The organism is Pseudomonas sp. HC1(2025) (genome assembly GCF_058742075.1).
In genome coordinates this window covers 5,652,066-5,678,696 of the sequence record NZ_CP196017.1, presented here as the reverse complement: position 1 = coordinate 5,678,696, position 26,631 = coordinate 5,652,066, and the positions used below count along the sequence as shown (strand labels likewise).

Annotated in this window: 24 protein-coding genes and 1 pseudogene; 14 read left to right on the top strand and 11 right to left on the bottom strand. The window is 61.9% G+C overall.

Annotated features, from left to right (window positions below; all coding sequences use genetic code 11):
• Window positions 1-40: 40 nt before the first annotated feature.
• The 6 genes from dadA (at window position 41) to ACSSVH_RS25620 (ending at window position 6,134) form a co-directional block, all read left to right on the top strand.
• Window positions 41-1,342 carry a D-amino acid dehydrogenase gene (dadA, locus tag ACSSVH_RS25645; RefSeq protein WP_029289774.1) on the top strand — a complete coding sequence of 434 codons (1,302 nt, stop codon included), beginning with the start codon at window positions 41-43 and terminating at the stop codon, window positions 1,340-1,342.
• Window positions 1,314-1,667: a RidA family protein gene (locus ACSSVH_RS25640; protein ID WP_032856829.1), complete on the top strand. Its 354-nt coding sequence runs from the start codon at window positions 1,314-1,316 to the stop codon at window positions 1,665-1,667. Before dadA ends, ACSSVH_RS25640 begins: the two co-directional genes overlap by 29 nt.
• A 77-nt stretch (window positions 1,668-1,744) precedes the next feature.
• On the top strand, window positions 1,745-2,818 hold the full coding sequence (alr, locus tag ACSSVH_RS25635; protein ID WP_169955400.1) for an alanine racemase: 1,074 nt from the start codon (window positions 1,745-1,747) through the stop codon (window positions 2,816-2,818).
• A gap of 116 nt (window positions 2,819-2,934) precedes the next feature.
• The gene (locus tag ACSSVH_RS25630; protein WP_029289768.1) at window positions 2,935-3,483 is read left to right on the top strand and encodes a cupin domain-containing protein; all 549 of its coding nucleotides are present in this window, start codon (window positions 2,935-2,937) and stop codon (window positions 3,481-3,483) included.
• Window positions 3,484-3,664: 181 nt separating this feature from the next.
• A complete protein-coding gene (locus tag ACSSVH_RS25625) occupies window positions 3,665-4,078 on the top strand; it encodes a c-type cytochrome (protein WP_169955452.1) in 414 nt (137 codons plus the stop codon).
• A gap of 133 nt (window positions 4,079-4,211) precedes the next feature.
• Window positions 4,212-6,134 (top strand): acetyl-CoA hydrolase/transferase C-terminal domain-containing protein, encoded by a 1,923-nt coding sequence (locus tag ACSSVH_RS25620; protein ID WP_492633884.1) that lies wholly within the window; start codon window positions 4,212-4,214, stop codon window positions 6,132-6,134.
• Between the two features lie 131 nt (window positions 6,135-6,265).
• Here ACSSVH_RS25620 and ACSSVH_RS25615 read toward each other — a convergent pair whose 3' ends face one another.
• Window positions 6,266-6,838: a xanthine phosphoribosyltransferase gene (locus ACSSVH_RS25615; protein ID WP_029289761.1), complete on the bottom strand. Its 573-nt coding sequence runs from the start codon at window positions 6,836-6,838 to the stop codon at window positions 6,266-6,268.
• Between the two features lie 57 nt (window positions 6,839-6,895).
• On the bottom strand, window positions 6,896-8,905 hold the full coding sequence (rep, locus tag ACSSVH_RS25610; RefSeq protein ID WP_169955398.1) for a DNA helicase Rep: 2,010 nt from the start codon (window positions 8,903-8,905) through the stop codon (window positions 6,896-6,898).
• Between the two features lie 268 nt (window positions 8,906-9,173).
• Between rep and ACSSVH_RS25605 the strand changes: the two genes are divergently transcribed.
• Entirely contained in the window at window positions 9,174-10,847 is a 1,674-nt protein-coding gene (locus tag ACSSVH_RS25605; protein ID WP_170042074.1) for a putative bifunctional diguanylate cyclase/phosphodiesterase, read from the top strand.
• Window positions 10,848-10,976: 129 nt separating this feature from the next.
• On the opposite strand, the gene ACSSVH_RS25600 is transcribed toward ACSSVH_RS25605, so the two are convergent.
• Window positions 10,977-12,344 (bottom strand): NorM family multidrug efflux MATE transporter, encoded by a 1,368-nt coding sequence (locus ACSSVH_RS25600; RefSeq protein ID WP_492633883.1) that lies wholly within the window; start codon window positions 12,342-12,344, stop codon window positions 10,977-10,979.
• A 152-nt stretch (window positions 12,345-12,496) separates the two neighbouring features.
• Between ACSSVH_RS25600 and ACSSVH_RS25595 the strand changes: the two genes are divergently transcribed.
• A complete protein-coding gene (locus ACSSVH_RS25595) occupies window positions 12,497-13,417 on the top strand; it encodes a LysR substrate-binding domain-containing protein (RefSeq protein ID WP_170042075.1) in 921 nt (306 codons plus the stop codon).
• 188 nt (window positions 13,418-13,605) lie between these two features.
• On the top strand, window positions 13,606-15,582 hold the full coding sequence (locus ACSSVH_RS25590) for a methyl-accepting chemotaxis protein (RefSeq protein WP_492633882.1): 1,977 nt from the start codon (window positions 13,606-13,608) through the stop codon (window positions 15,580-15,582).
• Window positions 15,583-15,585: 3 nt separating this feature from the next.
• Here the strand turns inward: ACSSVH_RS25590 and ACSSVH_RS25585 are convergent, their stop codons facing one another.
• Window positions 15,586-16,500: an ABC transporter six-transmembrane domain-containing protein gene (locus tag ACSSVH_RS25585; RefSeq protein ID WP_170042077.1), complete on the bottom strand. Its 915-nt coding sequence runs from the start codon at window positions 16,498-16,500 to the stop codon at window positions 15,586-15,588.
• 113 nt (window positions 16,501-16,613) lie between these two features.
• On the opposite strand from ACSSVH_RS25585, the gene ACSSVH_RS25580 reads away from it, so the two are divergent.
• Window positions 16,614-17,189 (top strand): TetR/AcrR family transcriptional regulator, encoded by a 576-nt coding sequence (locus ACSSVH_RS25580; protein ID WP_170042078.1) that lies wholly within the window; start codon window positions 16,614-16,616, stop codon window positions 17,187-17,189.
• Window positions 17,190-17,195: 6 nt separating this feature from the next.
• Here the strand turns inward: ACSSVH_RS25580 and ACSSVH_RS25575 are convergent, their stop codons facing one another.
• Together ACSSVH_RS25575 and ACSSVH_RS25570 are read right to left on the bottom strand one after the other, a co-directional pair.
• A complete protein-coding gene (locus ACSSVH_RS25575; protein ID WP_169955391.1) occupies window positions 17,196-18,692 on the bottom strand; it encodes a YifB family Mg chelatase-like AAA ATPase in 1,497 nt (498 codons plus the stop codon).
• A 176-nt stretch (window positions 18,693-18,868) separates the two neighbouring features.
• On the bottom strand, window positions 18,869-19,129 hold the full coding sequence (locus ACSSVH_RS25570; protein ID WP_057444205.1) for an accessory factor UbiK family protein: 261 nt from the start codon (window positions 19,127-19,129) through the stop codon (window positions 18,869-18,871).
• Between the two features lie 420 nt (window positions 19,130-19,549).
• On the opposite strand from ACSSVH_RS25570, the gene glnK reads away from it, so the two are divergent.
• The 4 genes and pseudogenes from glnK to sutA all read left to right on the top strand — a co-directional run bounded on the left by glnK (window position 19,550) and on the right by sutA (window position 22,100).
• The gene (glnK, locus tag ACSSVH_RS25565; protein WP_002555808.1) at window positions 19,550-19,888 is read left to right on the top strand and encodes a P-II family nitrogen regulator; all 339 of its coding nucleotides are present in this window, start codon (window positions 19,550-19,552) and stop codon (window positions 19,886-19,888) included.
• A gap of 34 nt (window positions 19,889-19,922) precedes the next feature.
• Window positions 19,923-21,260, top strand: a complete 1,338-nt coding sequence (locus ACSSVH_RS25560; RefSeq protein WP_492633881.1) for an ammonium transporter — start codon at window positions 19,923-19,925, stop codon at window positions 21,258-21,260.
• A 191-nt stretch (window positions 21,261-21,451) separates the two neighbouring features.
• Window positions 21,452-21,673: pseudogene (locus ACSSVH_RS25555) on the top strand (YjbQ family protein); the annotation flags it as partial.
• Between the two features lie 103 nt (window positions 21,674-21,776).
• Window positions 21,777-22,100, top strand: a complete 324-nt coding sequence (sutA, locus tag ACSSVH_RS25550) for a dormancy-specific transcriptional regulator SutA (RefSeq protein WP_169955390.1) — start codon at window positions 21,777-21,779, stop codon at window positions 22,098-22,100.
• A 110-nt stretch (window positions 22,101-22,210) separates the two neighbouring features.
• Here the strand turns inward: sutA and ACSSVH_RS25545 are convergent, their stop codons facing one another.
• Genes ACSSVH_RS25545 through lysA form a run of 5 tightly spaced genes read right to left on the bottom strand, consistent with a single transcriptional unit; the run spans window position 22,211 to window position 26,625 of the window.
• Complete coding sequence (locus ACSSVH_RS25545) at window positions 22,211-22,906, bottom strand: HAD family hydrolase (protein ID WP_172313735.1); 696 nt, start codon at window positions 22,904-22,906, stop codon at window positions 22,211-22,213.
• The gene (gene xerC / locus ACSSVH_RS25540) at window positions 22,903-23,802 is read right to left on the bottom strand and encodes a tyrosine recombinase XerC (RefSeq protein ID WP_170042082.1); all 900 of its coding nucleotides are present in this window, start codon (window positions 23,800-23,802) and stop codon (window positions 22,903-22,905) included. Before xerC ends, ACSSVH_RS25545 begins: the two co-directional genes overlap by 4 nt.
• Window positions 23,803-23,804: 2 nt before the next feature.
• Complete coding sequence (locus ACSSVH_RS25535) at window positions 23,805-24,530, bottom strand: DUF484 family protein (protein WP_169955387.1); 726 nt, start codon at window positions 24,528-24,530, stop codon at window positions 23,805-23,807.
• A 13-nt stretch (window positions 24,531-24,543) separates the two neighbouring features.
• Window positions 24,544-25,374, bottom strand: a complete 831-nt coding sequence (gene dapF / locus ACSSVH_RS25530; RefSeq protein WP_169955386.1) for a diaminopimelate epimerase — start codon at window positions 25,372-25,374, stop codon at window positions 24,544-24,546.
• Between the two features lie 3 nt (window positions 25,375-25,377).
• Window positions 25,378-26,625 carry a diaminopimelate decarboxylase gene (gene lysA, locus ACSSVH_RS25525; RefSeq protein ID WP_170042083.1) on the bottom strand — a complete coding sequence of 416 codons (1,248 nt, stop codon included), beginning with the start codon at window positions 26,623-26,625 and terminating at the stop codon, window positions 25,378-25,380.
• Window positions 26,626-26,631 lie beyond the last annotated feature (6 nt).

Genomic DNA, 26,631 nt, shown 5'->3' with positions numbered 1-26,631 from the left:
CAACAAACGTCAGCGGTCAAGCCGTGATGAGGATATAAAAATGCGCGTTTTGGTCTTGGGTAGCGGTGTCATTGGTGTGGCCAGTGCCTACTATTTGGCGCGTGCCGGTTTTGAGGTGGTCGTGGTCGACCGTCAGCCGGCTGTTGCAATGGAGACCAGCTTCGCCAACGCCGGCCAGGTCTCGCCCGGTTATGCGTCGCCATGGGCCGCGCCGGGCGTGCCGCTCAAGGCCATCAAGTGGTTGCTGCAGCGCCATGCGCCGCTGGCGATCAAGGCCACCGCCGATATCGACCAATACCTGTGGATGGCGCAGATGCTGCGCAACTGCACGGCCAACCGTTATGCGGTGAACAAAGAGCGCATGGTGCGCCTGTCCGAGTACAGCCGCGACTGCCTCGACGAACTGCGCGCCGAAACCGGTATCGCCTACGAAGGCCGTAGCCTGGGTACTACGCAATTGTTCCGCACCCAGGCGCAACTCGATGGCGCGGCCAAGGATATCGCCGTGCTGAAAGAGTCCGGGGTTCCGTTCGAGCTGCTTGACCGCGCCGGCATTGCCCGCGTCGAGCCGGCCCTGGCCAGTGTCACGGATATCCTGGCCGGTGCCCTGCGCCTGCCCAATGACCAGACCGGCGACTGCCAGATGTTCACCACCCGCCTGGCCGATATGTGCAAGCAGTTGGGTGTGGAGTTCCGCTTTGAACAGGACATTCAGCGCCTGGACCACGCCGGCGACCGCATCAACGGCGTGTGGATCGACGGCAAGCTGGAAACCGCCGACCGCTACGTGCTGGCCCTGGGCAGTTACTCGCCGCAGTTGCTCAAGCCGCTGGGGATCAAGGCGCCGGTGTATCCGCTCAAGGGTTACTCCCTGACCGTGCCGATCACCAACCCGGCGATGGCCCCGACCTCGACCATTCTCGACGAGACCTACAAGGTCGCGATCACCCGTTTCGACAACCGCATCCGGGTCGGTGGCATGGCTGAAATAGCCGGTTTTGACCTGTCGCTGAACCCGCGCCGGCGCGAAACCCTGGAGATGATCGTCAACGACCTTTATCCTCAGGGCGGTGATTTGAGCGAAGCCACCTTCTGGACCGGCCTGCGTCCGACTACCCCGGACGGTACGCCGATCGTCGGCGCCACGCCCTTCAAGAACCTGTTCTTGAATACCGGCCACGGCACCCTCGGCTGGACCATGGCCTGTGGCTCTGGTCGCCTGCTGGCGGACCTGATGGCCAAGAAAACCCCGCAGATCAGTGCCGCAGGCCTTGATATTTCCCGTTACGGCAACCCTCAGGAGTCCACAAAACATGTCAATCCAGCGCCAGCTCACCAATGAGCGCATGAGCCAGATCGTTGTCCACAGCGGTACCGTGTATCTGGCAGGACAAGTCGGCGACGACATGAGTGCCGGGATTGAACAGCAGACCCGAGAAACCCTGGCCAATATCGAGCGATTGCTGGATCTGGCCGGTACCGACAAAACCAAGTTGCTGTCGGTGACGATCTATCTCAAAGACATCGACGCCGACTTTGCCGGCATGAACGCGGTATGGGACAAGTGGCTGCCAAAAGGCGTGGCCCCGGCCCGTGCCACGGTCGAGTCGAAGCTGTGTGAGCCAGAAATCCTGGTGGAGCTGTCTGTCGTGGCTGCTCTGCCATAAACGATCCCTCTTCCGGTGCCGGCGCTATTGGCCGGTACCGGTTTTTTCTTCCCACCGCCGCCTAGAAGCCTGCCGCCATGCGTCCTGCCCGTGCCCTGATCGACCTACAAGCCCTGCGCCATAACTACCAATTGGCCCGCGAACTGACCGGGGCCAAGGCCCTCGCCGTGATCAAGGCCGATGCCTATGGCCATGGTGCCGTGCGTGTGGCCCAGGCCCTGGAAGACCAGGCCGACGGTTTTGCCGTGGCCTGCATCGAGGAAGCGCTGGAGCTGCGCGCCGCTGCAATTGGTGGGCCGGTGTTGTTGCTCGAAGGATTCTTCGAGGCCGACGAGCTGCCGCTGATCATCGAGCATGACTTGTGGTGCGTGGTGCATTCGCTGTGGCAACTGGAGGCGATTGAACAGGCGCGCCTGAGCAAGCCGCTGACGGTGTGGTTGAAGCTGGATTCGGGCATGCACCGGGTTGGGCTGCATCCCAAGGACTATCACGATGCGTACCAGCGCCTGCTGGCCAGCGGCAAAGTCGCAAAGATTGTGCTGATGAGCCACTTCGCCCGTGCCGATGAGCTGGACTGCGCCAGCAGCGATGAGCAGGTCGCGGTATTCGAGGCGGCGCGCCAGGGCCTGGCGGCCCAGGTCAGCCTGCGCAATTCGCCGTCGGTGATGGGCTGGCCGAGCGTTTCCAGTGATTGGGTACGGCCGGGCATCATGCTTTACGGTGCGACGCCCTTTGGCGAAGACCAGGCAGTTGCCGCGCGTTTGCAGCCGGTGATGACCCTGGAGTCGAAAGTCATCTGCGTACGCGAGCTGCCTGCGGGCGAGCCAGTGGGTTATGGCGCGCGCTTCGTGACGCCCAAGCCGATGCGTATCGGTGTGGTTGCCATGGGGTATGCCGACGGTTATCCACGGCACGCGCCGACCGGCACACCGGTGCTGGTCGCCGGCCAGCGCAGCCAGTTGCTGGGGCGGGTGTCGATGGACATGCTGTGTATCGACCTGACCGACGTGCCCCAGGCCGGCCTGGGCTCGACCGTGGAATTGTGGGGCAAAAACATCCTCGCCAGCGATGTGGCGAGCGCCGCCGATACCATTCCCTACCAGATTTTTTGCAACCTGCGCCGCGTGCCACGGCTCTATTCCGGCACATAGCCGCAGGCCGCCGATCACGTCCACCAGGATTCAGACCAAAGTGTTGTAAATACTGAACGCTGTCGCCATGATAACGCTCAATTACAACAAAGCCTGAATCCTAGGAGGCTCCTGCATTGGACGTCGGCGAACGACTGCAATCCATCCGTAAACTGAAAGGTCTTTCCCAGCGTGAACTCGCCAAGCGTGCGGGCGTCACCAACAGCACCATTTCGATGATCGAGAAAAACAGTGTCAGCCCCTCCATCAGCTCCTTGCGCAAGGTGCTGGGCGGCATTCCCATGTCCATGGTCGAGTTCTTTTCCGAGGAGATCCTCCAGGAAAAACCGACGCAGATCGTCTATAAAGCCAATGAGCTGATCGACATCTCCGATGGCGCGGTCACTATGAAACTGGTGGGCCGGGCGCATCCCAGCCGGGCGATTGCGTTTCTCAACGAAATCTACCCACCAGGCGCCGATACCGGCGAGGAAATGCTGACCCATGATGGTGAGGAAACCGGGATCTTGTTGGAAGGTCGTCTGGAGTTGGTCGTGGGCGTCGAAACTTTTGTGCTCGAAGCCGGCGATAGCTACTACTTTGAAAGCACCAAGCCGCACCGTTTTCGTAATCCGTTCGATGTGCCGGCGCGACTAATCAGCGCAGCCACGCCCGCGAACTTTTAACAGAAGAGGCGCCCTGCCTACCTTGCAGAGGTGCCCATCGTTGTATTTCGCCCTACTGAATCTCCCCTTGGATAATAGGGTTGTTTCAGTGAGGCGGCCTAACCGTTATACTTTCGCCGCCTGCGAAACCGTGGCCGCAGGCGTGAATAGCCACCATGAGGGTGAACGCGTGAACCTAATTATGAAAATGCTGGCCGTACCAGCAACCGTACTGGCCCTTTGGGCTGCCAGCGCTCAAGCTGCGACCAATGATGATATTGCCAAGCGCCTGGCGCCTGTCGGACAGGTGTGTGTCCAGGGGCAAGAGTGCAAGGGGATGGAAGTCGCTGTGACAGCAGGCGGCGGCGGTGCGAAAACGCCGGACGAAGTCATTGCCAAACACTGTAATGCTTGCCACGGCACGGGCCTGTTGGGTGCACCGAAAATCGGTGACACCGCAGCCTGGAAAGAACGCGCCGACCACCAGGGCGGCCTCGACGGCATCCTGGCCAAAGCCATCACCGGCATCAACGCCATGCCGCCTAAAGGCACCTGCTCCGATTGCTCGGATGACGACCTCAAGGCTGCGATCGAGAAGATGTCTGGTTTGAAATAAACCGATCTTCGCCAAAAAGCCGCTGACCAGCGGCTTTTTTGTGGGCGCAATTTGGCGGCCAAGGCTGTTCATTGCAGCAAAGACCCGGCAAGCTCGGTCCAACCCCTAATCACGGAATGTTCAGGAGGGTCGGATGGTGCAGTTGTGTTCAATCGAACAAGCGGTCGATGACGTACTGGAGCGCTTGCCTGCGCATATCCACATGGGTATGCCGTTGGGTCTGGGCAAGCCGAATCTGTTTGCCAATGCCTTGTACCGGCGCATTGCCAAGCTGCCCGAGCGGGCGCTGACCATCTACACGGCCCTCAGCCTGGGCCGCCCACCGTTGGGCGATGGCTTGCAGAAGCGTTTCCTGGAGCCGTTTATCGAGCGGGTGTTTGGCGATTATCCCGAGCTGGACTTCCTCGCCGCCCTGCGCAAGGACAGCCTGCCGGCCAATATCCACGTGCAGCAGTTCTTTATGCAGCCCGGCAGTCTGTTGCATAGCACCTCGGCCCAGCAGGATTACGTCAGCAGCAACTACAGCCATGCCGCCCGCGATATCAACGCCGCCGGCCTGAACCTGGTCGCGCAGTTGGTGGCCAGCAGCAGCGAACACCCGGATCGCCTGAGCCTGAGCTGCAACCCCGATATCACCCTCGACCTGTTGCCGATGATCGCCAAGCGCCGTGCGGCCGGGGAGAACATCCTGGTAGTCGGCCAGGTGCATGAAGATTTGCCCTACATGCCCGGTGATGCCGAGCTGGGCATGGATCAGTTCGACTTCCTGATCGACGAAAAAGACCGCACCACGCTGTTCTCCACGCCAAACATGCCCGTGGGTTTGCAGGACCACTTCATCGGTTTGCACGCCAGCACCCTGGTGCGCGACGGCGGTACGTTGCAGATCGGCATCGGTTCGATGGGCGACGCCCTGACCGCTGCGCTGCTGGCGCGCCAGGCCGATAACGAAGGCTACCGGCAGTTGCTCACAGACCTTGATGTGTACCAGTGGGCACCGCTGATCAGCCGTGAGGGCGGGGTCGAGCCGTTTGCCCGGGGCCTTTACGGCTGCAGCGAAATGTTCGTCAACGGCTTGCTGGTGCTGGCCGACGCCGGGATTGTGCGGCGCAGGGTGTACCCGGATGTGGCGACGCAGCAGCAGGCTAACGCTGGCCTGCTGGACGATGCGGCGCAGCCGGATGGCGTGTCGATCCACGGTGGTTTCTTCCTCGGGCCACGCAGTTTTTACCAGCGCTTGCAGGAAATGACTCACGCCAAGCGCCTGGAATTCAACATGACCCGCATCAGCTACATCAACGAGCTGTACGGGCAGGAAGAGCTCAAGCGCTTGCAGCGCCTGGATGCGCGGTTTATCAACAGCGCGATCATGGTCACGTTGCTGGGCGCCGGTGTTGCCGACCAACTGGAAGACGGTCGCGTGCTCAGCGGGGTGGGCGGGCAATACAACTTTGTCGCCCAGGGCCATGCGCTGGAGGGCGCGCGCTCGATCCTGATCCTGCGCAGCTGGCGCGAGTCGGGTGGCGATGTCAGCTCCAATATTGTCTGGGAGTACGGCCACTGCACGATTCCCCGGCACCTGCGCGACATTGTGATCACCGAATACGGCATCGCCGACCTGCGCGGCCAGACCGACGCCAAGGTGATCGAGGCGCTGCTCAATATCACCGACTCGCGGTTCCAGGCCGACCTGATCGAGCAGGCGCAAAAAGCCGGCAAGTTGCCCAAGGACTTCCAGCTCGACCCGCGCTTTGCCGACAACACGCCCGAGCGCTTGGAGGCCGTGCAGGCGCGGCATCCAAGGCTGTTCCCGGAGTACCCGCTGGGCAGTGACTTCACTGACGAAGAGCGCGATTTGTTGCGCGCGTTGAACTGGCTCAAGAGCAAATTCAAGCTGACGGAGATTTTGGAACTGGGCAAGGCGGCGCTGGATGCACCGGAGCCTGAGGCGTTTGCCGAGCACCTGCTGCGCATGCGCCTGGAAAAGCCGGAGGGGTTTAAAGAGGATTTGTATCAGCGCCTATTGCTTGCTGGCCTACAGGCCACCGCACGCTGACAGGTAACACAAGGCAAATGTGGGAGCTGGCTTGCCTGCGATGAGGGCCTGACAGTCGACATCTCTGTCGCCTGACACTGCGCTATCGCAGGCAAGCCAGCTCCCACATTTTTAACTGTGCTCGCTCACCTTCAGTCGATGAAGGTCACGACACCGCCAGCCAGGGACTTGACCCGCGCCAGCGACTCAACCCGGTAACCCTGGGCATCCAGCTCGGCACGCCCGCCCTGGAACGACTTCTCGATCACGATCCCCAGGCCTGCCACGGTGGCGCCAGCCTGCTTGATGATCGAAATCAGTGCCTGGGACGCCTTGCCGTTGGCCAGGAAGTCATCGATCACCAGCACGCGGTCGCTGCTGGTCAGGTGGCGCGGGGAAATCGCCACAGTGCTTTCGACTTTCTTGGTGAAGGAATACACCGTCGCCGACAGCAGGTTTTCCGTCAGGGTCAGGGACTGCTGCTTACGGGCGAAGATCACCGGCACGCCCAGGTTCAGGCCGGTCATGATCGCCGGCGCGATGCCAGAGGCTTCGATGGTGACGATCTTGGTGATCCCCGAGTCCTTGAACAGCGCGGCGAATTCGTCGCCGATCAGCTTCATGAGCGCCGGGTCGATCTGATGGTTCAGAAAGGCGTCGACCTTGAGTACCTGGTCGGAAAGCACGATGCCTTCTTCGCGAATTTTCTTGTGCAGTGCTTCCACAAAAGCTTCCTCTGGTGGCGCAAGGGGCGCCGAAAGTAGATTAAAAAGTAGTCGATTCTAGCGCTTTAGCATCGCGCGTATATCCGCCAGGGCAGTGTTGCCGCGTACCGCCTTGACTTCAGTTGGGGTGTCGTCGTTGCCTTCCCAGGCCAGGTCGTCCGGTGGCAGCTCATCGAGGAACCGGCTCGGGGCGCAGTCGATGATCTCGCCGTACTGCTTGCGCTTGGCCGCAAAGGTGAAGGCCAGGGTCTGACGCGCGCGGGTAATACCCACGTAGGCCAGGCGCCGTTCTTCTTCGATGGTGTCGGCTTCGATGCTGGAACGGTGTGGGAGGATTTCCTCTTCCATGCCCATGATGAACACGTAGGGGAATTCCAGGCCCTTGGACGCATGCAAGGTCATCATCTGCACACCTTCGGCGCCATCCTCTTCTTCCTGCTGGCGCTCGAGCATGTCGCGCAGCACTAGCTTGCCGATGGCGTCCTCGACGGTCATTTCGCCGTCTTCGTCTTTTTCCAGGGTGTTCTTCAACGCCTCGATCAGGAACCAGACGTTGCCCATGCGGTAGTCCGCCGCCTTGTCGCTGGAACTGTTGGTGCGCAGCCAGTTTTCATAGTCGATATCCATGACCATGCTGCGCAGGGCGCTGATCGGGTCTTCGCCGGCGCATTGCTCGCGCACCTTGTCCATAAAGCGCTTGAAGCGCGACAGGCGATCGGTGAAGCGCGTGTCCAGGTGCTCGCCCAGGCCGATTTCATCGGTGGCGGCGTACATCGAGATCTTGCGTTCGGTGGCGTAGTTACCGAGCTTTTCCAGGGTGGTGGAGCCGATTTCCCGGCGTGGCACGTTGATCACGCGCAGGAAGGCGTTGTCGTCGTCCGGGTTCACGATCAGCCGGAAGTAGGCCATCAGATCCTTTACTTCCTGGCGTCCGAAAAAGCTGTTGCCGCCTGACAATCGATACGGAATCTGGTGGTGCTGCAACTTCAGCTCGATCAGCTTGGCCTGGTAGTTGCCGCGATACAGGATGGCGAAGTCGCTGTAGGGGCGGTCGGTGCGCAGGTGCAAGGTCAGCAGTTCGACGGCCACGCGCTCGGCTTCGGCGTCTTCGTTGCGGCAGCGGATCACGCGTATCTCGTCGCCGTGGCCCATCTCGCTCCACAGTTGTTTTTCAAACTCGTGGGGGTTGTTGGAGATCAGCACGTTGGCGCAACGCAGGATGCGACTGGTGGAGCGGTAGTTCTGCTCCAGCATCACCACTTTCAGGGACGGGTAGTCGTCCTTGAGCAGCATCAGGTTTTCCGGGCGCGCTCCGCGCCAGGCGTAGATCGACTGGTCATCGTCGCCGACCACGGTGAACTGGTTGCGCGTGCCGATCAGCAGCTTCACCAGCAGGTATTGGCTGGCGTTGGTGTCCTGGTATTCGTCCACCAGCAGGTAGCGCACCTTGTTCTGCCACTTTTCCAGGATGTCCTTGTGTTCCTGGAACAGTTTCACCGGCAGCAGGATCAGGTCGTCGAAGTCCACCGCGTTGAACGCCTTGAGCGTGCGCTGGTAGTGGGTATAGACAATGGCGGCGGTCTGTTCCTTGGGGTTGCGCGCGTTTTCCAGGGCTTCGGCGGGCAGGATCAGGTCGTTTTTCCACGAGCCGATCATGTTCTTGATCTCGTCTACGCCGTCGTCGCCGGCATATTCCTTCTGCATGATGTCGGTCATCAGGGACTTGACGTCGGTCTCGTCGAAGATCGAGAAGCCCGGCTTGTAGCCCAGCCGCACATGCTCCTTGCGGATGATGTTCAGCCCCAGGTTGTGGAAGGTACACACGGTGAGGCCACGGCCTTCGCCACCCTTGAGCAGGGTGCCGACGCGCTCTTTCATTTCCCGCGCCGCCTTGTTGGTAAAGGTCATGGCGACGATGTACTGGGCACGGATGCCACAGTTCTGGATCAAGTGCGCGATCTTGCGGGTGATCACGCTGGTCTTGCCGGAGCCAGCACCGGCGAGCACCAATAGAGGGCCGCCGACGTAGTTCACGGCTTCTTGCTGCCGGGGATTGAGTCGGGACATACAGGGTTTTGGGAGTCTTTGAGCGAAAAGGGCGGGCATTTTAACAGGCTGGCAAGATTCTGCCGCCTCTGAACGACAGTGTGACGTACCACTCGATCTAAATTTGCCGGTTTTGTTACTTTGCCGCAGGATGTGCGGGGTTTTTGGGTCTATTGTTCGATCTAGAGCCGCACAGCACGTATTTGATAACCAATATCATTGGTCATTATCAGGCTGCACGTCATAATGCCCGCCGCCAACGAAATTTTGCAAAGTCTAGGGAGCTAGCTTGTCTACGCCTGTCGAACCCTTGCGTTTGCTGCTACTGGCCGATGAGCCTGCGTGGGCAGCGTTGTTGCGCGAGTGCCTGACGCCGATGGGCGATGGGGCTGTGCTGATCAGTGCGCCAAACTGGGAGTCGGTGAGCAGCCTGTTCGACGACGACCGCACGGCTGTATTGCTGACCACCCCCAGCCTGCAACCCGGCCCTGGCCGCTGTAGCCTGCCCACCGTGTTGCTGCTGGAGCAGGAACCGCTGGTTGCGCCATTGGGCGCCAGCGACTGGTTGATCCGTGGTGCGTTTGACGTGGATACGCTGCGCCGCTGCCTGCGCCACGTGCGCGAGCGCGGCGTGCTGGAAAATACCCTGCAACGCCTGGCCGAACAGGATCCGCTGACCGGCATCGCCAACCGTCAGGGCTTCCAGACCTTGCTGGCCGCGCGCCTTGCCGAAAACGACGGGCGTGGCCTGGCCCTCGGCCACCTGGACCTGGACAACTTCCGCCACGCCAACGATGCCCTCGGCCACCAGGCGGGCGACCGGCTGATCCTGCAAGTGGTCTCGCGGCTCAAGAGCCAACTGGAAGTCGGCGACCAACTGGCACGCCTTGGCAGTGACGAATTCGCCTTGCTGATCGACACCCGCCGTGCGCCGCAGCGCGCCGAGTGGATGGCTGAGCGCATCACCGAGGCCATGGCGGAACCTTATTGGGTTGATGGCGAAAGCCTGCTGATCGGTTGCAGCCTGGGTGTGGCCCATGCCCGCGCCAAGGCCGGCGCCGACCCGTTGATGTGGCACGCGCATATCGCCATGCAGCAGGCCAAGAGCACCCAGGGCTGCACCTTTCATATCTTTAATGAACGCATCAACCGCAACGCCCGCAGCCTCGCCGACCTGGAAAGCGAACTGCGCCGGGCGCTGCGCCGTGACGAATTGGAACTGCATTACCAGCCGCGTCTGGACCTGGACGATGGGCATATCGTCGGCCTCGAAGCCCTGGTGCGCTGGCGCCATGGTGAGCGCGGGTTGTTGCCGCCTAGCGAGTTCGTGCCGCTGGCCGAGCAGAGTGGCCTGATCGTGCCGTTGGGCTACTGGGTGATTTCCCGAGCCCTGCGCGATATGCAGGACCTGCGCGAACGCGGCCTGCCGCCGCTGCACATGGCGGTCAACCTGTCGTTCCGTCAGTTCCAGGACAGCCAGTTGCTGTCGACCTTGAGCCGCTTGATTGCCGAGCGCGGGGTGGAGGCGCAGTGGTTGGAGTTCGAGCTGACCGAAACCGCCGTGATGCGCCGCAGCGACCTGGTCAAGCAGACCATGGATGCCCTGGGCCGCCTGGGGGTGCGTTTCTCCCTGGATGACTTTGGCACTGGTTTCTCGTCCTTCGTACACCTCAACAGCCTGCCGATTGCCTTGCTCAAGATCGACAAGAGCTTTGTCGGCGGCATGGAAGAACGCGAGGAAAACCGCAAGCTGGTGCATGCCATGATCAACCTGGCCCACAACCTCAACCTGGAAGTGGTGGCCGAAGGCGTGGAAACCCCCGAGCAACTGGCGTTGTTGCGCTTGTTTGGGTGCGACCAGGCCCAGGGTTACCTAATCAGCAAGCCGTTGCCGCTGGCGGAATTGGTGGAGTACCTGACGTTTGGCAGCAGCCAGCAGGCGTTGTTGGGTGAAGTGATCTAGGCCGGTGCGGTCAAACCAATCATTGTAGGAGCTGGCTTGCCAGCGATAGCAGTCTGTCGGTCAACGATACTGTGACTGATACATCGCCATCGCTGGCAAGCCAGCTCCTACAGTGAACGCGTACCTTCTTCAGTTTGTCTGGGCAATCATCCGCCTCATCTTTCTTTCAAACGCCCACGTCAGGGTAATCGCCGCGCAGGCCAGCCCCAGCGCCAACCCCCACCACACCCCGGTCGGCCCCCAACCCAGGGTAAACGCCATCAGCCAGGCCGCCGGTGCGCCAATCAACCAGTAACAGCCCAGGCCGACGAGGAAGGTCGTCTTGGCATCCTTCAGCCCGCGGATGCAGCCCATGGCGATGGTCTGCACACCGTCGAACAACTCGAACCACGCCGCCACGGCCAACAGGCTCACCGCCAGGCTGATCACCTGGGCGAAGGCCGGGTCGTCATGGTCGAGGAACAGGCCGATCAGCGGGTCTGAAAACAGCCAGAACACCATGGCAAACCCCAGCATCACCGTCGCGCCGAAGGCGATACCCACGCGCCCGGCGAGCCGTGCGCCGAGCAGGTGCCCGCCGCCGTAATGCAAGCCGATGCGCATGGTGACCGCATAGGACATGCCCGCCGGGACCATGAACGCCACCGAGACGATTTGCAGGGCAATCTGGTGGGCCGCCAACTGCGTACTGCCCATGGTGCCCATGCACAGCGCCGCGAAGGCGAACAAGCCGACTTCCACTGCATAGGTGCCGCCAATCGGCAGGCCCAGGCGCCACAGCTCGCGCAAGTAATGCAGGTTGGGCCGCAACAGGCCCTTGCCCAATGGGTAGGCGGCGTAGGCGCGGTTGTATTTGATGTACCACAACAGCGCCAGGGCCATGCAGTTGGCGACAATCGCCGTGACCAGGCCGATGCCCATCAGGCCCAGTTTGGGCAGGCCGAACATGCCTTCGATCAATGCATGGTTGAGCAGGTAGTTGATCACCGTGCCGCACAGGCTGATCACCATCACCGGGGAGGCTTTGCCGATGGCGCTGGTGAAGCCGCGCAGGGCCATGAATGTCAGGTAACCGGGCAGGGCAAACGGCAGGATCATCAGGAACTGGCCGGCCGACTGCACGTTGGTCTCGGTCTGGCCGAACATCAGCAGCACCGGCTTGAGGTTCCACAGCAGCAGGCCCGCCACCAGGGCCATCAGCCAGGCCAGCCACAGGCCGGCCTGGGTCAGGCGGGTAGCGCCTTCGATATCACCGGCGCCCTGGCGAATGGCGACCAGGGTGCCCACGGCGGCAATCACGCCGATGCAAAAGATCGACACAAACGAATAGCTCGCTGCGCCGAGCCCACCGCCGGCCAGGGCTTCGGGGCTCAGGCGGGCCATCATCAGGGTGTCGGTCAGCACCATCAGCATGTGCGCCAGCTGTGAGGCAATCAACGGCCCTGACAACCGCAGAATGGCCCAGAGTTCGGTACGCGCCGGATGCTGCATGATCATCACGCTCAATATTTGCACAAAGGGTAGAAGGGTTGATTCTCGGCGCTCTCAGCGCTTTGTACAAAGGGATAAATGCGATCATTGGCATGATTAAAACTCATGCCAGGATGATTCTGGTAGGGTTTGCGGATCGTGCCGTCGGAGTTTTCCTCATGTCTCGTCGCCTTCCTCCGCTGTATGCCTTGCGTGCATTTGAAGCCGCCTCACGGCACAACTCCTTCACCCGTGCCGCCGAAGAACTGTCGATCACGCAAAGTGCGGTCAGCCGGCATATCCGCACCCTGGAGGAGCATTTCGCCTGTCGCCTGTTCCAGCGCAGCGGGCGCACCTTGCAGCTCACCGAATCGGCGCGCTTGCTGCTGCCGGGCGTGCGCGAGGGCTTCGCCGCCCTGGAGCGCGCCTGCCATACCTTGAATGCCGAAGATGACATCCTGCGCATGAAGGCCCCGTCGACCCTGACCATGCGTTGGTTGCTGGCACGCCTGAGTCGGTTCCGGCACTTGCAGCCGGGCAACGAGGTGCAGTTGACCAGTGCGTGGATGAGCATCGATGAGGTGGATTTCAACCAGGAGCCGTTCGACTGCGCGGTCCTACTGAGCGATGGGCACTTTCCCACAGATTGGGAGGCCAGTTACCTGTTCCCCGAACTGCTGATCCCGGTGGGCGCGCCGAACCTGCTCAACGATGGCCCCTGGGATGTGGAGCGCCTGGCCGGCGCTGAACTGCTGCACCCCACGCCGGACCGGCGTGATTGGCGCCGTTGGTTGCAACGCACCGGCCTGGCCTCTCGTGTCGCCATCAAGGGTGGGCAGGTGTTCGATACGCTGGAGTTGGGCATGATTGCCGCCGCTCGGGGCTATGGCGTGTCCATGGGGGATTTGCTGATGGTTGCCGAAGATGTGGCGCAGGGGCGCTTGAGCCTGCCCTGGCCTACTGCGGTGGCCAGCGGCGAAAGTTACTACCTGGTCTGGCCCAAGACCCGCCCCGGCGGCGAGCGCCTGCGCAGGCTCTCGGACTTCCTGCAAAGTGAGGTCCGGGCCATGACACTGCCGCCAGTGGAGCAGCTCGACTGAATCGATGCAGCGCGCACAGACAATGCGTTTGAGTGATACCCCTGTAATTTGCTCAAGTATTGATCCAGGCCGCCGAAGTAGGTGTGTCGGAGCCGCCATTAGTTGCGGCTCAGCGTGCCCCCAATCCAAGAAATTCGCCGATTAGCGCTATGAGATCAGGACGATCCGGGCCTCGGCCAGGAGCTGTCATGTCTCAACCCCGCGCCCGCATCGCTTCGCAGCTGGGCATTGCCTTGGCGGTCATATTGGCTGTCGTGATCAGCGCCAGCACCCTATTTGCCCTGCGCTCCCTGGATTCGGCCAACCTGCAAACCCGCGAAGAACACCTGGCCAGCGAAGCGCGCTTGCTCGCCGACCAACTCAATACCTTCCACAGCACCCTGCGCGAGAGCACCGAGCGTTTGAGCGGGTTGTTTGAGCAGCGCTTCGCCGCCGGGTTGCGCGTGGGTTCCGAGCAGAAAGTGAATGTGGCCGGGGTACAGACCCCGAGCCTGTACCTGGGCGAGCAGGTGTTGAACAACAACTTCGACGAGGTCGATGAGTTCAAGCAGATGTCCGGTGGCGTGGCTACGGTGTTCGTGCGCAGTGGCGAAGACTTTATCCGCATCAGCACCTCCCTGACCAAACAGGACGGCAACCGTGCGATCGGCACCGTGCTGGATCGCCAGGGCCCGGCCTACCAGCGCCTGCTTGCCGGGCAGAGCTACATTGGCCGTGCGGTGCTGTTCGAGCGCTCCTACATGACCCAATACAGCCCGGTGCGCGATGCCAGCGGCCAGGTGATTGCGGTGTTGTTTATCGGTTTTGACTACACCGATGCGCAGAACGCCCAGTTCGCCAACCTCAAGCGTTTTCGCATTGGCCAGACCGGCTCGCTGGCGCTGCTGGACGAGCAAAAGCACTGGCTGGTGCCGCCCGCTGGTGTGCAAGCCCCGGAGCAGGCGGTTGTGCCGATTCTGGAGCTGGCGCAAAAGCCCGGCCAGGGGCGTTTCTGGAGTGACCAGGGCGAGGACTTCTACAGCGTTGCGGTGCCGTTTGACGGCGGCCCGTGGTCGGTGGTGGCGAGCATGCCCAAGGCCGAGATCCGGGCGGTGACCTGGGCCGTGGGTATCCGCCTGGTAATCGGCAGCGTGCTGGCGATGCTGTTGGCCGTGGGCGCGGCGGTCTGGCTGCTGCGCAGCAAACTCCAGCCCCTGGGTGACCTGGTGCGCCAGGCCGAAGCCCTGGGCGCCGGTGATTTGAGTGCGCGGCTGAATGTGTCCAGCCATGACGAGATCGGTCAACTGGCGCGCAGTTTCAACCAGATGGGTGAAGCTCTGTCGACCATGGTCTCCCACATCCGCGAGGCGGCCGAAGAGGTCAACAGCCGCGCCCAGGCGCTGTCGGGCCTGTCGGGCGGGGCCTATGAGGGCATGGAGCAGCAGTCCGGCGAGATCACCAGCATGGCCGGCGCGGTGGAAGAGTTCAGCGCCACCTCGTTGAACATTGCCGACAACATGGGCAATACCGAGCGCCTGGCCCAGGAAAATGCCCAGCAGACCCGCATCGGTCGCAACTCGATGCAGGAGGCGTCGTCGTCCCTGGAACATATCGCCACGGCACTCAACAGCACGGCCACGGTGATCAATACCCTGGGCCAACGCTCCCAGGAAATCGGCGGCATCGTCGGTGTGATCACCTCGATTGCCGATCAGACCAACCTGCTGGCGCTCAACGCCGCCATCGAGGCGGCGCGGGCCGGGGAGCAGGGGCGTGGGTTTGCCGTGGTCGCCGATGAAGTGCGCAACCTAGCCTCACGCACCCGCCAGGCCACCGATGAAATTTCCGGAATGATCCAGAGCATCCAGCAGGAAACCGGCAACGCCATCAGCACCATGGAGCAGGGCAATGTGCTGATGCAGGAAGGCCTGTCGCGCAACGCCGACGTGGCCTCGGCCCTGGCGCGCATCGACGAACAAAGCCGTTCGGCGGGGCAGCAGTTCGCCGCGATTACCACCGCGACCCAGGAGCAAAGCAGCACCGCGACCTTGCTCAGCAGCAACCTGCAGAGCATTGCCCTGGCCAACAGTGAGCAGCGGGAAGTGGTGTCGAACCTGGCAGTTACCGCCAAGGAACTGGAGACCTTGGCGGCCGGCCTGCGCCATGAGGTGGATCGGTTTCGTTGAGGCTTAGTGGTCGCCGAGCCCTGGGTCCACGCGCTTGCCAATGTCCTTGAGCCGCGCCAGTTGGTCGACCATCCCTGGTGCTTCGTCGAGACTGCTGACGAAGGTCCACAGGTACGTCATCACCGCATAGACATGGCCGGCCTTGACCGCTGGCGACAAGGCCAGTTGGCTGATCGCTACGATGAACAGTAGCGCTGCCAGCGTGCCGAGAAACAGGTAGGCGGCGGCTTCGCGGTCCGACAGCCAGATACGCAGGCGTGACAGCAACTGGTAATGGCGTCGCAACGTCTGGGCGCCCACCTTTTCCACCAGGCCAATTTCTTTCTCCAGGCGGTTATTCAACCGTTCGTGCAACTGCTCGTTACGGCGGGCAAATCGCGGTAGCAGGATGATGCAAAGCAGCAATGCCGCAAAGCAGGCCAGGCCCACCCAAGGTTCAATCACCAGCAGCATCGCAGCTGCGCCAACGATGGAGACCAAGGCCGTTGCGATCACGGGCACATGTTTTTCGAAAAAATCGACAAAGTCCCGCGCCAGCACCACCCGTGCGGCTGCCTTGGACGTGCTGTGGTTCTGCAGACGCTGATTGAGAATCACAGGTACGGCAAGATCGGCGTAGATCCGCGTGAAAGTGCGGGTATCCAACGCCCGGCGTGCGGCGCCGACCACCCAGAACGCCATCACCACGGCCGCATAGAACAGCGCACTGCCGGCATCGCCGCGCAGGATCGAGTCCACGGCGAAACCGGCAAACAGGGGATAGGCCAGCAGCAACGCGTTCTCCAGCGCAACCAACGACAGCGTGCAGAACAGCTTGCCGGGATAAGCCTTGGCGATTGCCTTGAGGGTTTGGCTGGCCGATTGCTGGCCGATTTTCTTGCTTTCTTCGATCAGGATGTGTGGCGTTGTGGATGGCATGGGTGCACCGAAGGAGTAATAGGCGCTACTATTGAGCGACTGCTCAAGTATCTTTGAGCGATCGCTCAAAAAGCAAGCGCCGCTTATCTGGTGGCGCCCGTAAGGAATTGCCCATGTCGCGTATCGACCGTAAAGACCAGATCATCGCCGCTGCCTTGGAGCTGTTTCGCAGCAAGGGCTTTGCCGATGTATCCACCCGTGACTTGGCCGAACATGCCGGGCTGTCGCGCAGCCATGTCTATCACTACTTCAGCGACTGGAATGAATTGCGCCGCGAAGCCTTTGTGCGCTTTGCGAATGAGCAATTGGATGAAGTGCGCGAGCCCTTGGCCGATGCGCCACCACTGGAGGCGCTCGTAGGATTCTTGAGCGACTGCCTGCCCAGCACCGCCGATGCAGGCTGGGCGCTCTGGCTGGACGCCTGGGACGAGGCCATGCATGACGCGCAAATGGCCCAGGCTTACCTGGTGATCAATGCCCAATGGCAAGGCATGCTTGCCGAGGTGATCGAGCGGGGTGTCGCTGCCGGGGTCTTTCGCTGCAAGTCGCCCCAACGCGCTGCACGGCAGCTCTTCGCCCTGGCGATGGGCTACGCCGATGACCTGATGCTCAAGCCTTCCGCCGAGTCGGCAGAAGCGGTACTGGGTGAGGTGCTGGAAGTGGCGAGGCTGCTGCTGGATTTTTCCTGAACGCTGCTAGCCAACTGATGCCGGCCGGTACTGCAATGCCTCCGCCAAGTGATGGCGAGCGATGCCTTCCACTTGCTCAAGGTCTGCCAGGGTACGCGCGACCTTGAGCAGTCGGTGGGCTGCGCGCAGCGATAACGTCAGCCGCTCGCAAGCGCTCTCCAGCCAGCTTTCATCGGCGTTTACCAGTGCGCAGTGCTCGCGTAATCCCGCCAGGTCGAGGAAGGCATTCGCGCAACCCTGGCGCCCTTGCTGGCGCTCCCGGGCCTCGGCCACTTGGGCGGATGCCTTCGCCGTGTCATCACCGACCTTTTGGGAGGGGTTCAGCACGGTGGTTTCACGTGCCACGGTCAGGTGCAAATCAATCCGGTCCAGCAACGGCCCGGAGAGTTTGTTGCGGTAGCGCTGGATCTGCTCCGGCGTACACCGGCAACGTCCACTGGGCTCACCCATGTAACCGCAAGGGCAGGGGTTCATCGCCGCCACCAGTTGAAAGCGTGCCGGGAAGCTGACGCGGTCGCGTGCCCGGGAAATCACGATATGTCCCGATTCCAGCGGTTCGCGCAGCACCTCCAGCACCTTGCGATCAAATTCCGGCAGCTCATCGAGAAACAACACCCCGTGATGGGCCAGGGTGATTTCCCCAGGCTGCGGTTTCGAGCCGCCGCCCACCAGCGCCGGCCCGGACGCGGAATGGTGCGGCTGGCGAAAGGGCCGATGAGGCCAGTGGCTCAACGGCGCCAGGCTGACCACTGATTGGATCGCCGCCACTTCCAGCGCCTCCTGTTCGCTCAAGGGCGGTAGCAGGCCGGGCAGGCGGCTGGCAAGCAAGGTCTTGCCGGTGCCGGGTGGCCCGCTGAACAGCAAGTTGTGGGCACCCGCTGCCGCAATCAGCAGTGCGCGCTTGGCGGCCAGTTGGCCCTGCACCTCGCTCAGGTCCGGGTAAGGTTTGTTCAGGTACAGCAATCCGTCGGACGTGTAAGGCTCGATCGGCACCAGCCCATTCAGGTGCGCCACCACTTGCAGCAGATGATCCACCGCAATCACCTTCAACCCCGAGGCCAGGCATGCCTCCTCGGCATTGGCCCTGGGCACGATCACGCTGCGCCCGGCCTTGCGTGCGGCCAATGCGGCTGGCAACACACCTTTGACGGCACGCACTTCGCCAGACAGGGCCAGTTCGCCGAGGCACTCCACGCCATCCAACGCCTGTGCCGGCACCTGTACGCTGGCCGCGAGAATCCCCAGGGCAATCGCCAGATCAAAACGCCCGCCGTCCTTGGGCAGGTCGGCGGGCGCCAGGTTAAGGGTGATGCGGCGCGCGGGGTATTGCAGCGCACTGTTGAGAATGGCGCTGCGCACGCGGTCTTTGCTTTCCTTGACCGCAGTCTCCGGCAAGCCCACCAGGGTCAGGGACGGCAAGCCATTGGCCATATGCACTTCGACCGTGACGGCGGGGGCTTCGACGCCGATCTGGGCGCGGCTGTGGACGATGGCGAGGGACATGTTCGTTCCTTGAAGGGAGGGCCGCTTTGCGGTTTTTCAAGGGTAGACGAGAGAGGGGGAGGCGCCTTGCGCAGGTTTTACTGAACGTATCCGGGCGTTGAAATTGCAGGAGCCGGCTTGGTGTGTCAGGTAGACAGCCATCGCCGGCAAGCCGGCTCCTACAGGGGGCAGGGTGGTTATTCCTGGGGTGGATTCAACCGTGCTTCCAACTCTGCCACCTTCGCCTCCAGGCTCTCCAGGCGTGCTCGGGTGCGGGCCAGGACTACCATCTGGCTGTCGAATTCTTCCCGGCTGACCAGGTCCAGTTTGCTGAACCCGCTTTGCAGCAGTGCCTTGAACTGGCTTTCGATTTCATTGCGAGGCAGCGGGGTCTCGCCGCTGAACAGGCGAGAGGCGTGGCCGCTCAGGGCGTCGAGGAGGTCTTTGGGCGCGAGCATGGGAAACATTCCGGAAAACAGTTGGCCGGCAGTGTATCACGCAGCGCCTATAGTCTTTTCCCAGTGCTCTGCGCACGCTTTTCGCGCATTGGCCCGAATGCGGATGCACTGTTTTTGTGCGTATGTGGGCTGCTACACCGGCCCACTGCTCGGTGTGAGCGGGCAACGGATTGATTTCAGTGATTTTTACGGAGCTGGCAAGGTTTCTGCTTAGACGATCATGACCCATGCACTGATGCAGTCGCTGTGACGAATGCAGTGCGCTGACGGACCAGGGTACATGTTTCGTCACCAACGGTTAGCTGGCGTCGACAAGGCAATTGCCGAGGCGACGATGCGTTACAAAGCCAGGCACTGCGCTTAGACTTGAGACGGGTTTGTTTTCCTGGGGCAAGTCCACCAATTCGGGAGAGAGTTTTCATGAAGCTAGTCACTGCCATCATCAAGCCGTTCAAGTTGGACGATGTACGCGAGTCACTGTCCGAGATCGGCGTGCAGGGCATTACCGTCACTGAGGTCAAAGGCTTCGGTCGGCAGAAGGGTCATACCGAGCTGTATCGCGGCGCGGAATACGTAGTCGATTTCCTGCCGAAGGTGAAGATTGATGTCGCCATTGACGACAAGGATCTTGATCGGGTTATCGAGGCGATAACCAAGGCGGCCAACACCGGCAAGATCGGCGACGGCAAGATCTTCGTGGTCAATCTGGAACAGGCTATTCGCATCCGTACCGGCGAAACCGATACCGACGCAATCTAAGCCGCCAAACCCCAACGCCCCAGGAGAAAACAATATGACTCTGCGTAAATTCGCAGGGCTAGGAGCCCTGTTGTCCATCGTAATGCCCAGCCTGGCCATGGCGGCAGACGAAGTGGCGGCTCCAGTCCTCAATTCCGGCGACACTGCCTGGATGCTGACAGCCACCGCACTGGTGCTGTTCATGACCATCCCTGGCCTGGCGCTGTTCTACGGCGGCATGGTCCGCTCCAAAAACATTCTTTCTGTGATGATGCAGTGCTTCGCCATTACCGGTCTGATCAGCATCCTGTGGGTCGTCTACGGCTACAGCATTGCGTTCGACACCACCGGCATGGAGCAGGGCGTCGTCAACTTCAACTCGTTCTTCGGCGGCATGGGCAAGGCGTTCCTGGCGGGTGTCACACCGTCCAGCATCACTGGGCCTGCAGCGCTGTTCCCGGAAGCGGTGTTCATCACCTTCCAGATGACCTTCGCGATCATCACCCCGGCGCTGATCGTCGGTGCGTTTGCCGAGCGTATGAAGTTTTCCGCCATGCTGCTGTTCATGGCCATCTGGTTCACCCTGGTCTATGCGCCGATCGCGCACATGGTCTGGAGCGGCAACGGCGGCCTGATGTGGGACTGGGGCGTGCTGGACTTCGCTGGCGGCACCGTGGTGCACATCAACGCCGGTGTGGCTGGCCTGGTGGCGTGCATCGTGCTCGGCAAGCGTAAAGGCTACCCGACTACGCCGATGGCCCCGCATAACCTGGGCTACACCCTGATCGGCGCGGCGATGCTGTGGATCGGTTGGTTCGGCTTCAACGCCGGCTCTGCTGCTGCGGCCAACGGCACGGCGGGCATGGCGATGCTGGTGACCCAGATCGCTACCGCGGCTGCGGCGCTGGGCTGGATGTTCGCCGAGTGGATCACCCACGGCAAACCAAGCGCCCTGGGCATCGCTTCGGGTGTGGTTGCCGGCCTGGTGGCCGTCACCCCGGCCGCTGGTACCGTAGGCCCAATGGGCGCCCTGGTGATCGGCCTGGCGTCTGGCGTGATCTGCTTCTTCTGCGCCACCAGCCTCAAGCGCAAGCTGGGCTACGATGACTCCCTGGATGCCTTCGGCGTGCACGGTGTTGGCGGGATTGTCGGGGCGATCCTCACCGGTGTATTCGCGGCGCCGATCCTGGGTGGCTTCGGCACGGTGACCGATATTGCCGCACAGGTCTGGATCCAGGCCAAGGGCGTAGGCTTTACCGTGATCTACACCGGTGTCGTGACCTTTGTGATTCTCAAGGTGCTGGACTTGACCATCGGCCTGCGTGTGACCGAAGAGGAAGAGGCCGTTGGCCTGGACCTGGCGGAACACAACGAACGTGGCTACAACTTGTAAGAACCTATGAAAAAAACATGCCCGGCTTGCCGGGCATTTTTTTGTCTGGTATTTGCCTGTGGTGAAAGCGTGTGAGAATTTTTGTGTCGAGTTTGTGATCGGATCCACACGGTACTTTTCAGTGTGCGAATGTCTTACAGGCATGTAGGCGTATTCGGCACTTTGTTTTTTCCCAGAGCGCGCTAGAATGCGCGCCGATGGGCGCAGAACTGTATACATCGGCAGACCCTGATTACCCTGCGGGCCAAGCCCCGGGTCATTTCAAGGGCAGCCTTTCGGCTCGCCAACTGAGTTTGCCGGTCACGGCCGGCCATTTGGCAATGGGCACATGGCAAGGCGTTTATCTGGGCGAGCAGCGTGATCATGGCGGTGCTCGTAAAGTCCTCGGCACCTTGCACGGTGACGGGGCATAAGCCACTGGTTATCCGGTGGACGTTGATTTTTTTCCGGCAGCCTTCGACAGATGGTGAAGCTGGGCTATAACTAATCTGCTTTTCGCAAGTCATGAGGTAGAACATGAGCGACGATGATCTGGAAAACGACGACCTCGAAGTAGGTGACGACGAAACCGAAGAAGGTCTTGAGGCGGCTGCCGAAGACGTAGCTGACGACGACGGCGGCGATGACGCGCCGGCCCCGACCGCCAAGGGCAAGGCCAAGGCTGCTGTGTCGGTTGATGAGTTGCCGAGCGTTGAAGCCAAGAACAAAGAGCGCGATGCGCTGGCCCGCGCGATGGAAGAATTCCTCGCCAAGGGCGGCAAAGTGCAGGAAGTCGAGGCCAACGTGGTGGCAGATCCACCGAAGAAGCCGGACAACAAGTACGGCAGTCGGCCTATCTGAGGCCGGTTACTTGCTTGCTGAAAAAGCCCGCCGTCGCTGCGGGCTTTTTCATGCCTGAGACAAATGGCCAGTGCCGCAAACCCATGTGGGAGCTGGCTTGTCGGGTCGCGTTATTTCCAGCTGTGGAGCAGCGAAGGCAGCTCGCTCAAGCTGCGAATCTGCGCATCCGGCAATTTCTCGCCTTCCCAAACCTTGCCCGCCGGGTTGAACCACACCGCCCGTAACCCCGCCTGCTGCGCCCCGGCGATGTCATCGCCCGGATGGTCGCCAATATGTACCGCCGCACTGGCATCCACCCCACCTCGCTGCAACGCTTCCTGAAACAAGCGCGCATCCGGCTTGGCGATGCCGATATCTTCGGCCCTCAGGGCAAAGTGGAAGTAATCCGCCAGGCCCACGCGCTGGACATCGGCATTGCCATTGGTGATCACCCCCAGCAGGAAGTGCTGGCGCAGGGCTTGCAGCATCGGCTCAGCTTCCGGGAAGACCGTGAGCTGGTGCCGCGCATGAATAAACGCTTCAAAACACACATCGGCCATTTCCGTGGCCTGCGGCTGTGGATAACCGGCCTCTTCAAAGGCGTGCATCAGCACCCGGTGGCGCAGGATGCTGATCCGGTGCTTGAGTTCGGGATGACGTTGCAGTACGTGCTGGCGCAGGCTGGCGAAATGCTCCAGGGGCAAGTCGCCGACCTTGGACGCATGGGTCGCCAGCCAGTGGCGCATCGACGCTTCGGCGCTGATGATGACGGGGACGTTGTCCCACAGGGTATCGTCCAGGTCGAAGGTGATTAGCTTGATGCTCATGAGTCGCCGCCTTTAACGCGTTTGGCCCGTGGATGGGCGCTGTCGTACACCGTCGCCAGGTGCTGGAAGTCCAGGTGGGTGTAGATCTGGGTGGTCTTGATATCCGAGTGGCCGAGCAGCTCCTGCACGGCGCGCAAGTCTTGTGATGACTCCAGCAGGTGACTGGCAAAGGAGTGGCGCAGCATGTGCGGATGCAGGTTCTGCCCCAGTTCCCGCTCGCCGGCGGCCTTGACCCGCAGCTGAATGGCCCGTGGCCCGAGGCGTCGGCCTTGCTGGCTGACAAACACCGCATCGTCCGGCGGGTTGGCCAGGGCTCGTAGGGGCAGCCATACCAGCAGGGCGTCGCGGGCTTTTTTGCCAATGGGCAGCACGCGGGTCTTGCTGCCTTTGCCGTGCACTTGCACCAGGCCATCGGCCAGGTCCAACTGCTCGAGGTTGAGGCTGGTCAGCTCCGACAGCCGCAGGCCCGAGGAATAGAACAGCTCCAGGATCGCCTGGTCGCGGTGCGCCAGGAAGTCATCCTCGACCGCGCCATCGAGCAATTGCAGGGTGCGGTCGGCATCCAGGGTTTTGGGCAGGCGGCGCTCACCCTTGGGCGGTGCCAGGCCGTTGGCCGGGTCGTGATCGCACAGGCCTTCGCGGTTGAGGTAGTGATACAGGCCACGCACCGCTGACAGCAGGCGCGCCAGGCTGCGGGAGGATTGGCCTTGCTGGTGCAGGCGCGCAACCAGGCTGCGCAGGCCCTGGATATCGAGGGCCTTCCAACTGCCGATCTGTTGTTTCTGGCAGAACGCCAGGACCTTGTTCAAGTCCCGCCGGTAGGCTTCCAGCGTATGGGGAGACACCTGGCGCTCGCTGCGCAGGTGAGCGCAGTAGGCGTCCAGTTGTCGTTCCATGGCTAGCGCACCGCGCGCAGGGCGCTGGTGAAGCGTGGCAGGCTGCGGCTCAACACTTCGGCAATGTAGGTCAAGAACAGCGTGCCCACGGTGCTTTTGTAGTGCTGCGGATCACGGCTGGCGATGGCCAGGACACCGTGCAAGCCTTGATGGCTGAGGGCGACCACGGCAGTCGAGCCGATCTGCACGCGCTGGTCTTCGCCAAACAGGAAGTCCAGCTCATGCTCGCGCAGGGTGCCGCTGATGGTCTTGCCTTCCGACAACAGGCCGCCGATGGCGGTCTGTGCGTCGCTGCCCTTGACCCAGCGCCCGACCGGCATCGGGTTGTCACTGAACAGGATCAGGCTGACAAACGGCACCTGGAAGTCCTGGCGCAGGCTGTCTTCGACGGCAATGGTCAGGTCTTCCAGGCTGGCGGCATCCAGCAGCGCCAGGATCAGGCGGCGGGTCTTGTCGAACAGGCGGTCGTTGTCGCGGGCCACGTCCATCAACTGTGAGAGCCGATGGCGCATTTCGATATTGCGCTCGCGCAGGATCTTCATCTGCCGCTCCACCAGCGACACGGTATCGCCGCGCTGGTGAGGGATGCGCAGGGCCGGCAGCAGCTCGTCGTGTTCGACGAAGAAGTCCGGGTTAGCCTCCAGGTAAGCGGCGACGGCCGCTGCCTCCAGGCTTTCGCAAGGGGATCCTTCGGGCTGCTTGGCGGGTGCCTGGGGCTTATCGGTCATTAGCGAGTCGCTCTCATAGACGGACCTGTCCTTCGTATACACGGGATGCCGGGCCGGTCATCTTCACCGGTTGGCCTGGGCCTGCCCATTCGATGGACAGGCGTCCACCAGGCAGGTCGATCAACAGTGGCGAATCCATCCAGCCCTGGCTGATCGCCGCCACGGCGGCGGCGCAAGCACCGGTGCCACAAGCCTGGGTTTCCCCGGCGCCGCGTTCCCAGACCCGCAACTGCGCGCGGGAGCGGTCGATGACCTGCAGGAAGCCGACGTTGACCCGTGCCGGAAAACGCGGGTGATGTTCGATCTTCGGGCCCAACTCATGCACTGGCGCATTGTTGATGTCGTTGACCCGCAGCACTGCATGGGGGTTGCCCATGGACACGGCGGCCACCTCGACCACGGTACCGTCGACATCCAGCGGATAGCTCAACGCCTGGGCATCAGCCACGAACGGAATATCGGCCGGTACCAGGCGCGGGGCGCCCATGTCGACGCTGATCTGGCCGTCGCTGCGGATATCCAGCTCGATAATGCCGCTTTTGGTCTCGACGCGAATCTGCCGTTTGGCGGTCAGGCGCTTGTCCAGCACGAACCGCGCGAAGCAGCGCGCACCGTTGCCGCATTGCTCCACTTCGGAACCGTCGGAGTTGAAGATCCGGTAACGGAAATCCACCTCCGGGTTGCTCGGCGCTTCGACGAGCAGCAGCTGGTCGAAGCCGATGCCGGTATGGCGGTCGCCCCACAGTTTGGCGTGCTTGGGCAGGATATGCGCGTGCTGGCTGACCAGGTCAAGGACCATGAAGTCATTGCCCAGCCCGTGCATCTTGGTAAAACGCAGCAGCATGGCTTACTCCGGCAGCAGGCTTTCGCCAGCAAACAACTCGGCTACCGTCTCGCGGCGACGCACTTCAAACGCTTGATCACCGTCCACCAACACTTCGGCGGTACGCCCGCGGGTGTTGTAGTTGGAACTCATGACAAACCCATAGGCACCGGCCGAATGCACGGCCAGCAGATCGCCTTCTGCCAGGGCCAGTTCACGGTCCTTGGCCAGGAAGTCACTGGTCTCGCAAATCGGGCCGACGATGTCATAGGTGCGCGGCGCGCTGTCGCGCGGGCGCACGGCGCTGACATCCATCCAGGCCTGGTACAGGGCCGGGCGGATCAGGTCGTTCATCGCCGCATCGACGATGGCGAAATCCTTGTGTTCGGTGTGCTTGAGGTACTCGACCTGGGTCAGCAGTACGCCCGCATTGGCAACGATGTAGCGGCCCGGCTCGAATATCAGCTTCAGGTCGCGGCCTTCGGTGCGCTCGCGTACGGCCTTGACGTAGTCGGCCACCAGCGGCGGCTCTTCGTCGCGATAACGCACGCCCACGCCACCACCCAGATCAATGTGGTGCAGGTAGATGCCGCACTCGCCGAGGCGATCGATCAGCGCCAGCAGGCGGTCGAGGGCATCGAGGAACGGTGGCAGGCTGGTCAGTTGCGAGCCGATATGGCAGTCCACGCCCAGCACTTCCAGGTTCGGCAGTTGGGCGGCGCGGATGTACACGTCTTCGGCGTCGGCAATGGCGATGCCGAACTTGTTCTCTTTGAGACCGGTGGAAATGTACGGGTGCGTGCCGGCATCCACGTCCGGGTTGACGCGCAGGGAAATCGGCGCACGCACGCCCATCTCGGCGGCCACCACTTGCAGGCGCTCCAGCTCGTCGGTGGACTCGACGTTGAAGCAATGCACGCCGATTTCCAGGGCGCGGCGCATGTCTTCGCGGGTCTTGCCGACACCGGAGAACACGATTTTGTCAGCCTTGCCGCCCGCGGCCAGTACACGCTCCAGCTCGCCACGGGACACGATGTCAAAACCAGCGCCCAGGCGCGCCAGGACATTGAGTACACCCAGGTTGGAGTTGGCTTTTACTGCATAGCACACCAGGCTTGGCGTACCCTCCAGTGCATCGGCAAAGGTGCGGTATTGCGCTTCGATATGCGCTCGCGAGTACACATAGGTCGGGGTACCGAAGCGTTCGGCAATCGCGGACAGCGCCACGTCTTCCGCGAACAGCTCGCCGTCCCGGTAGTTAAAAGCGTCCATGAAATT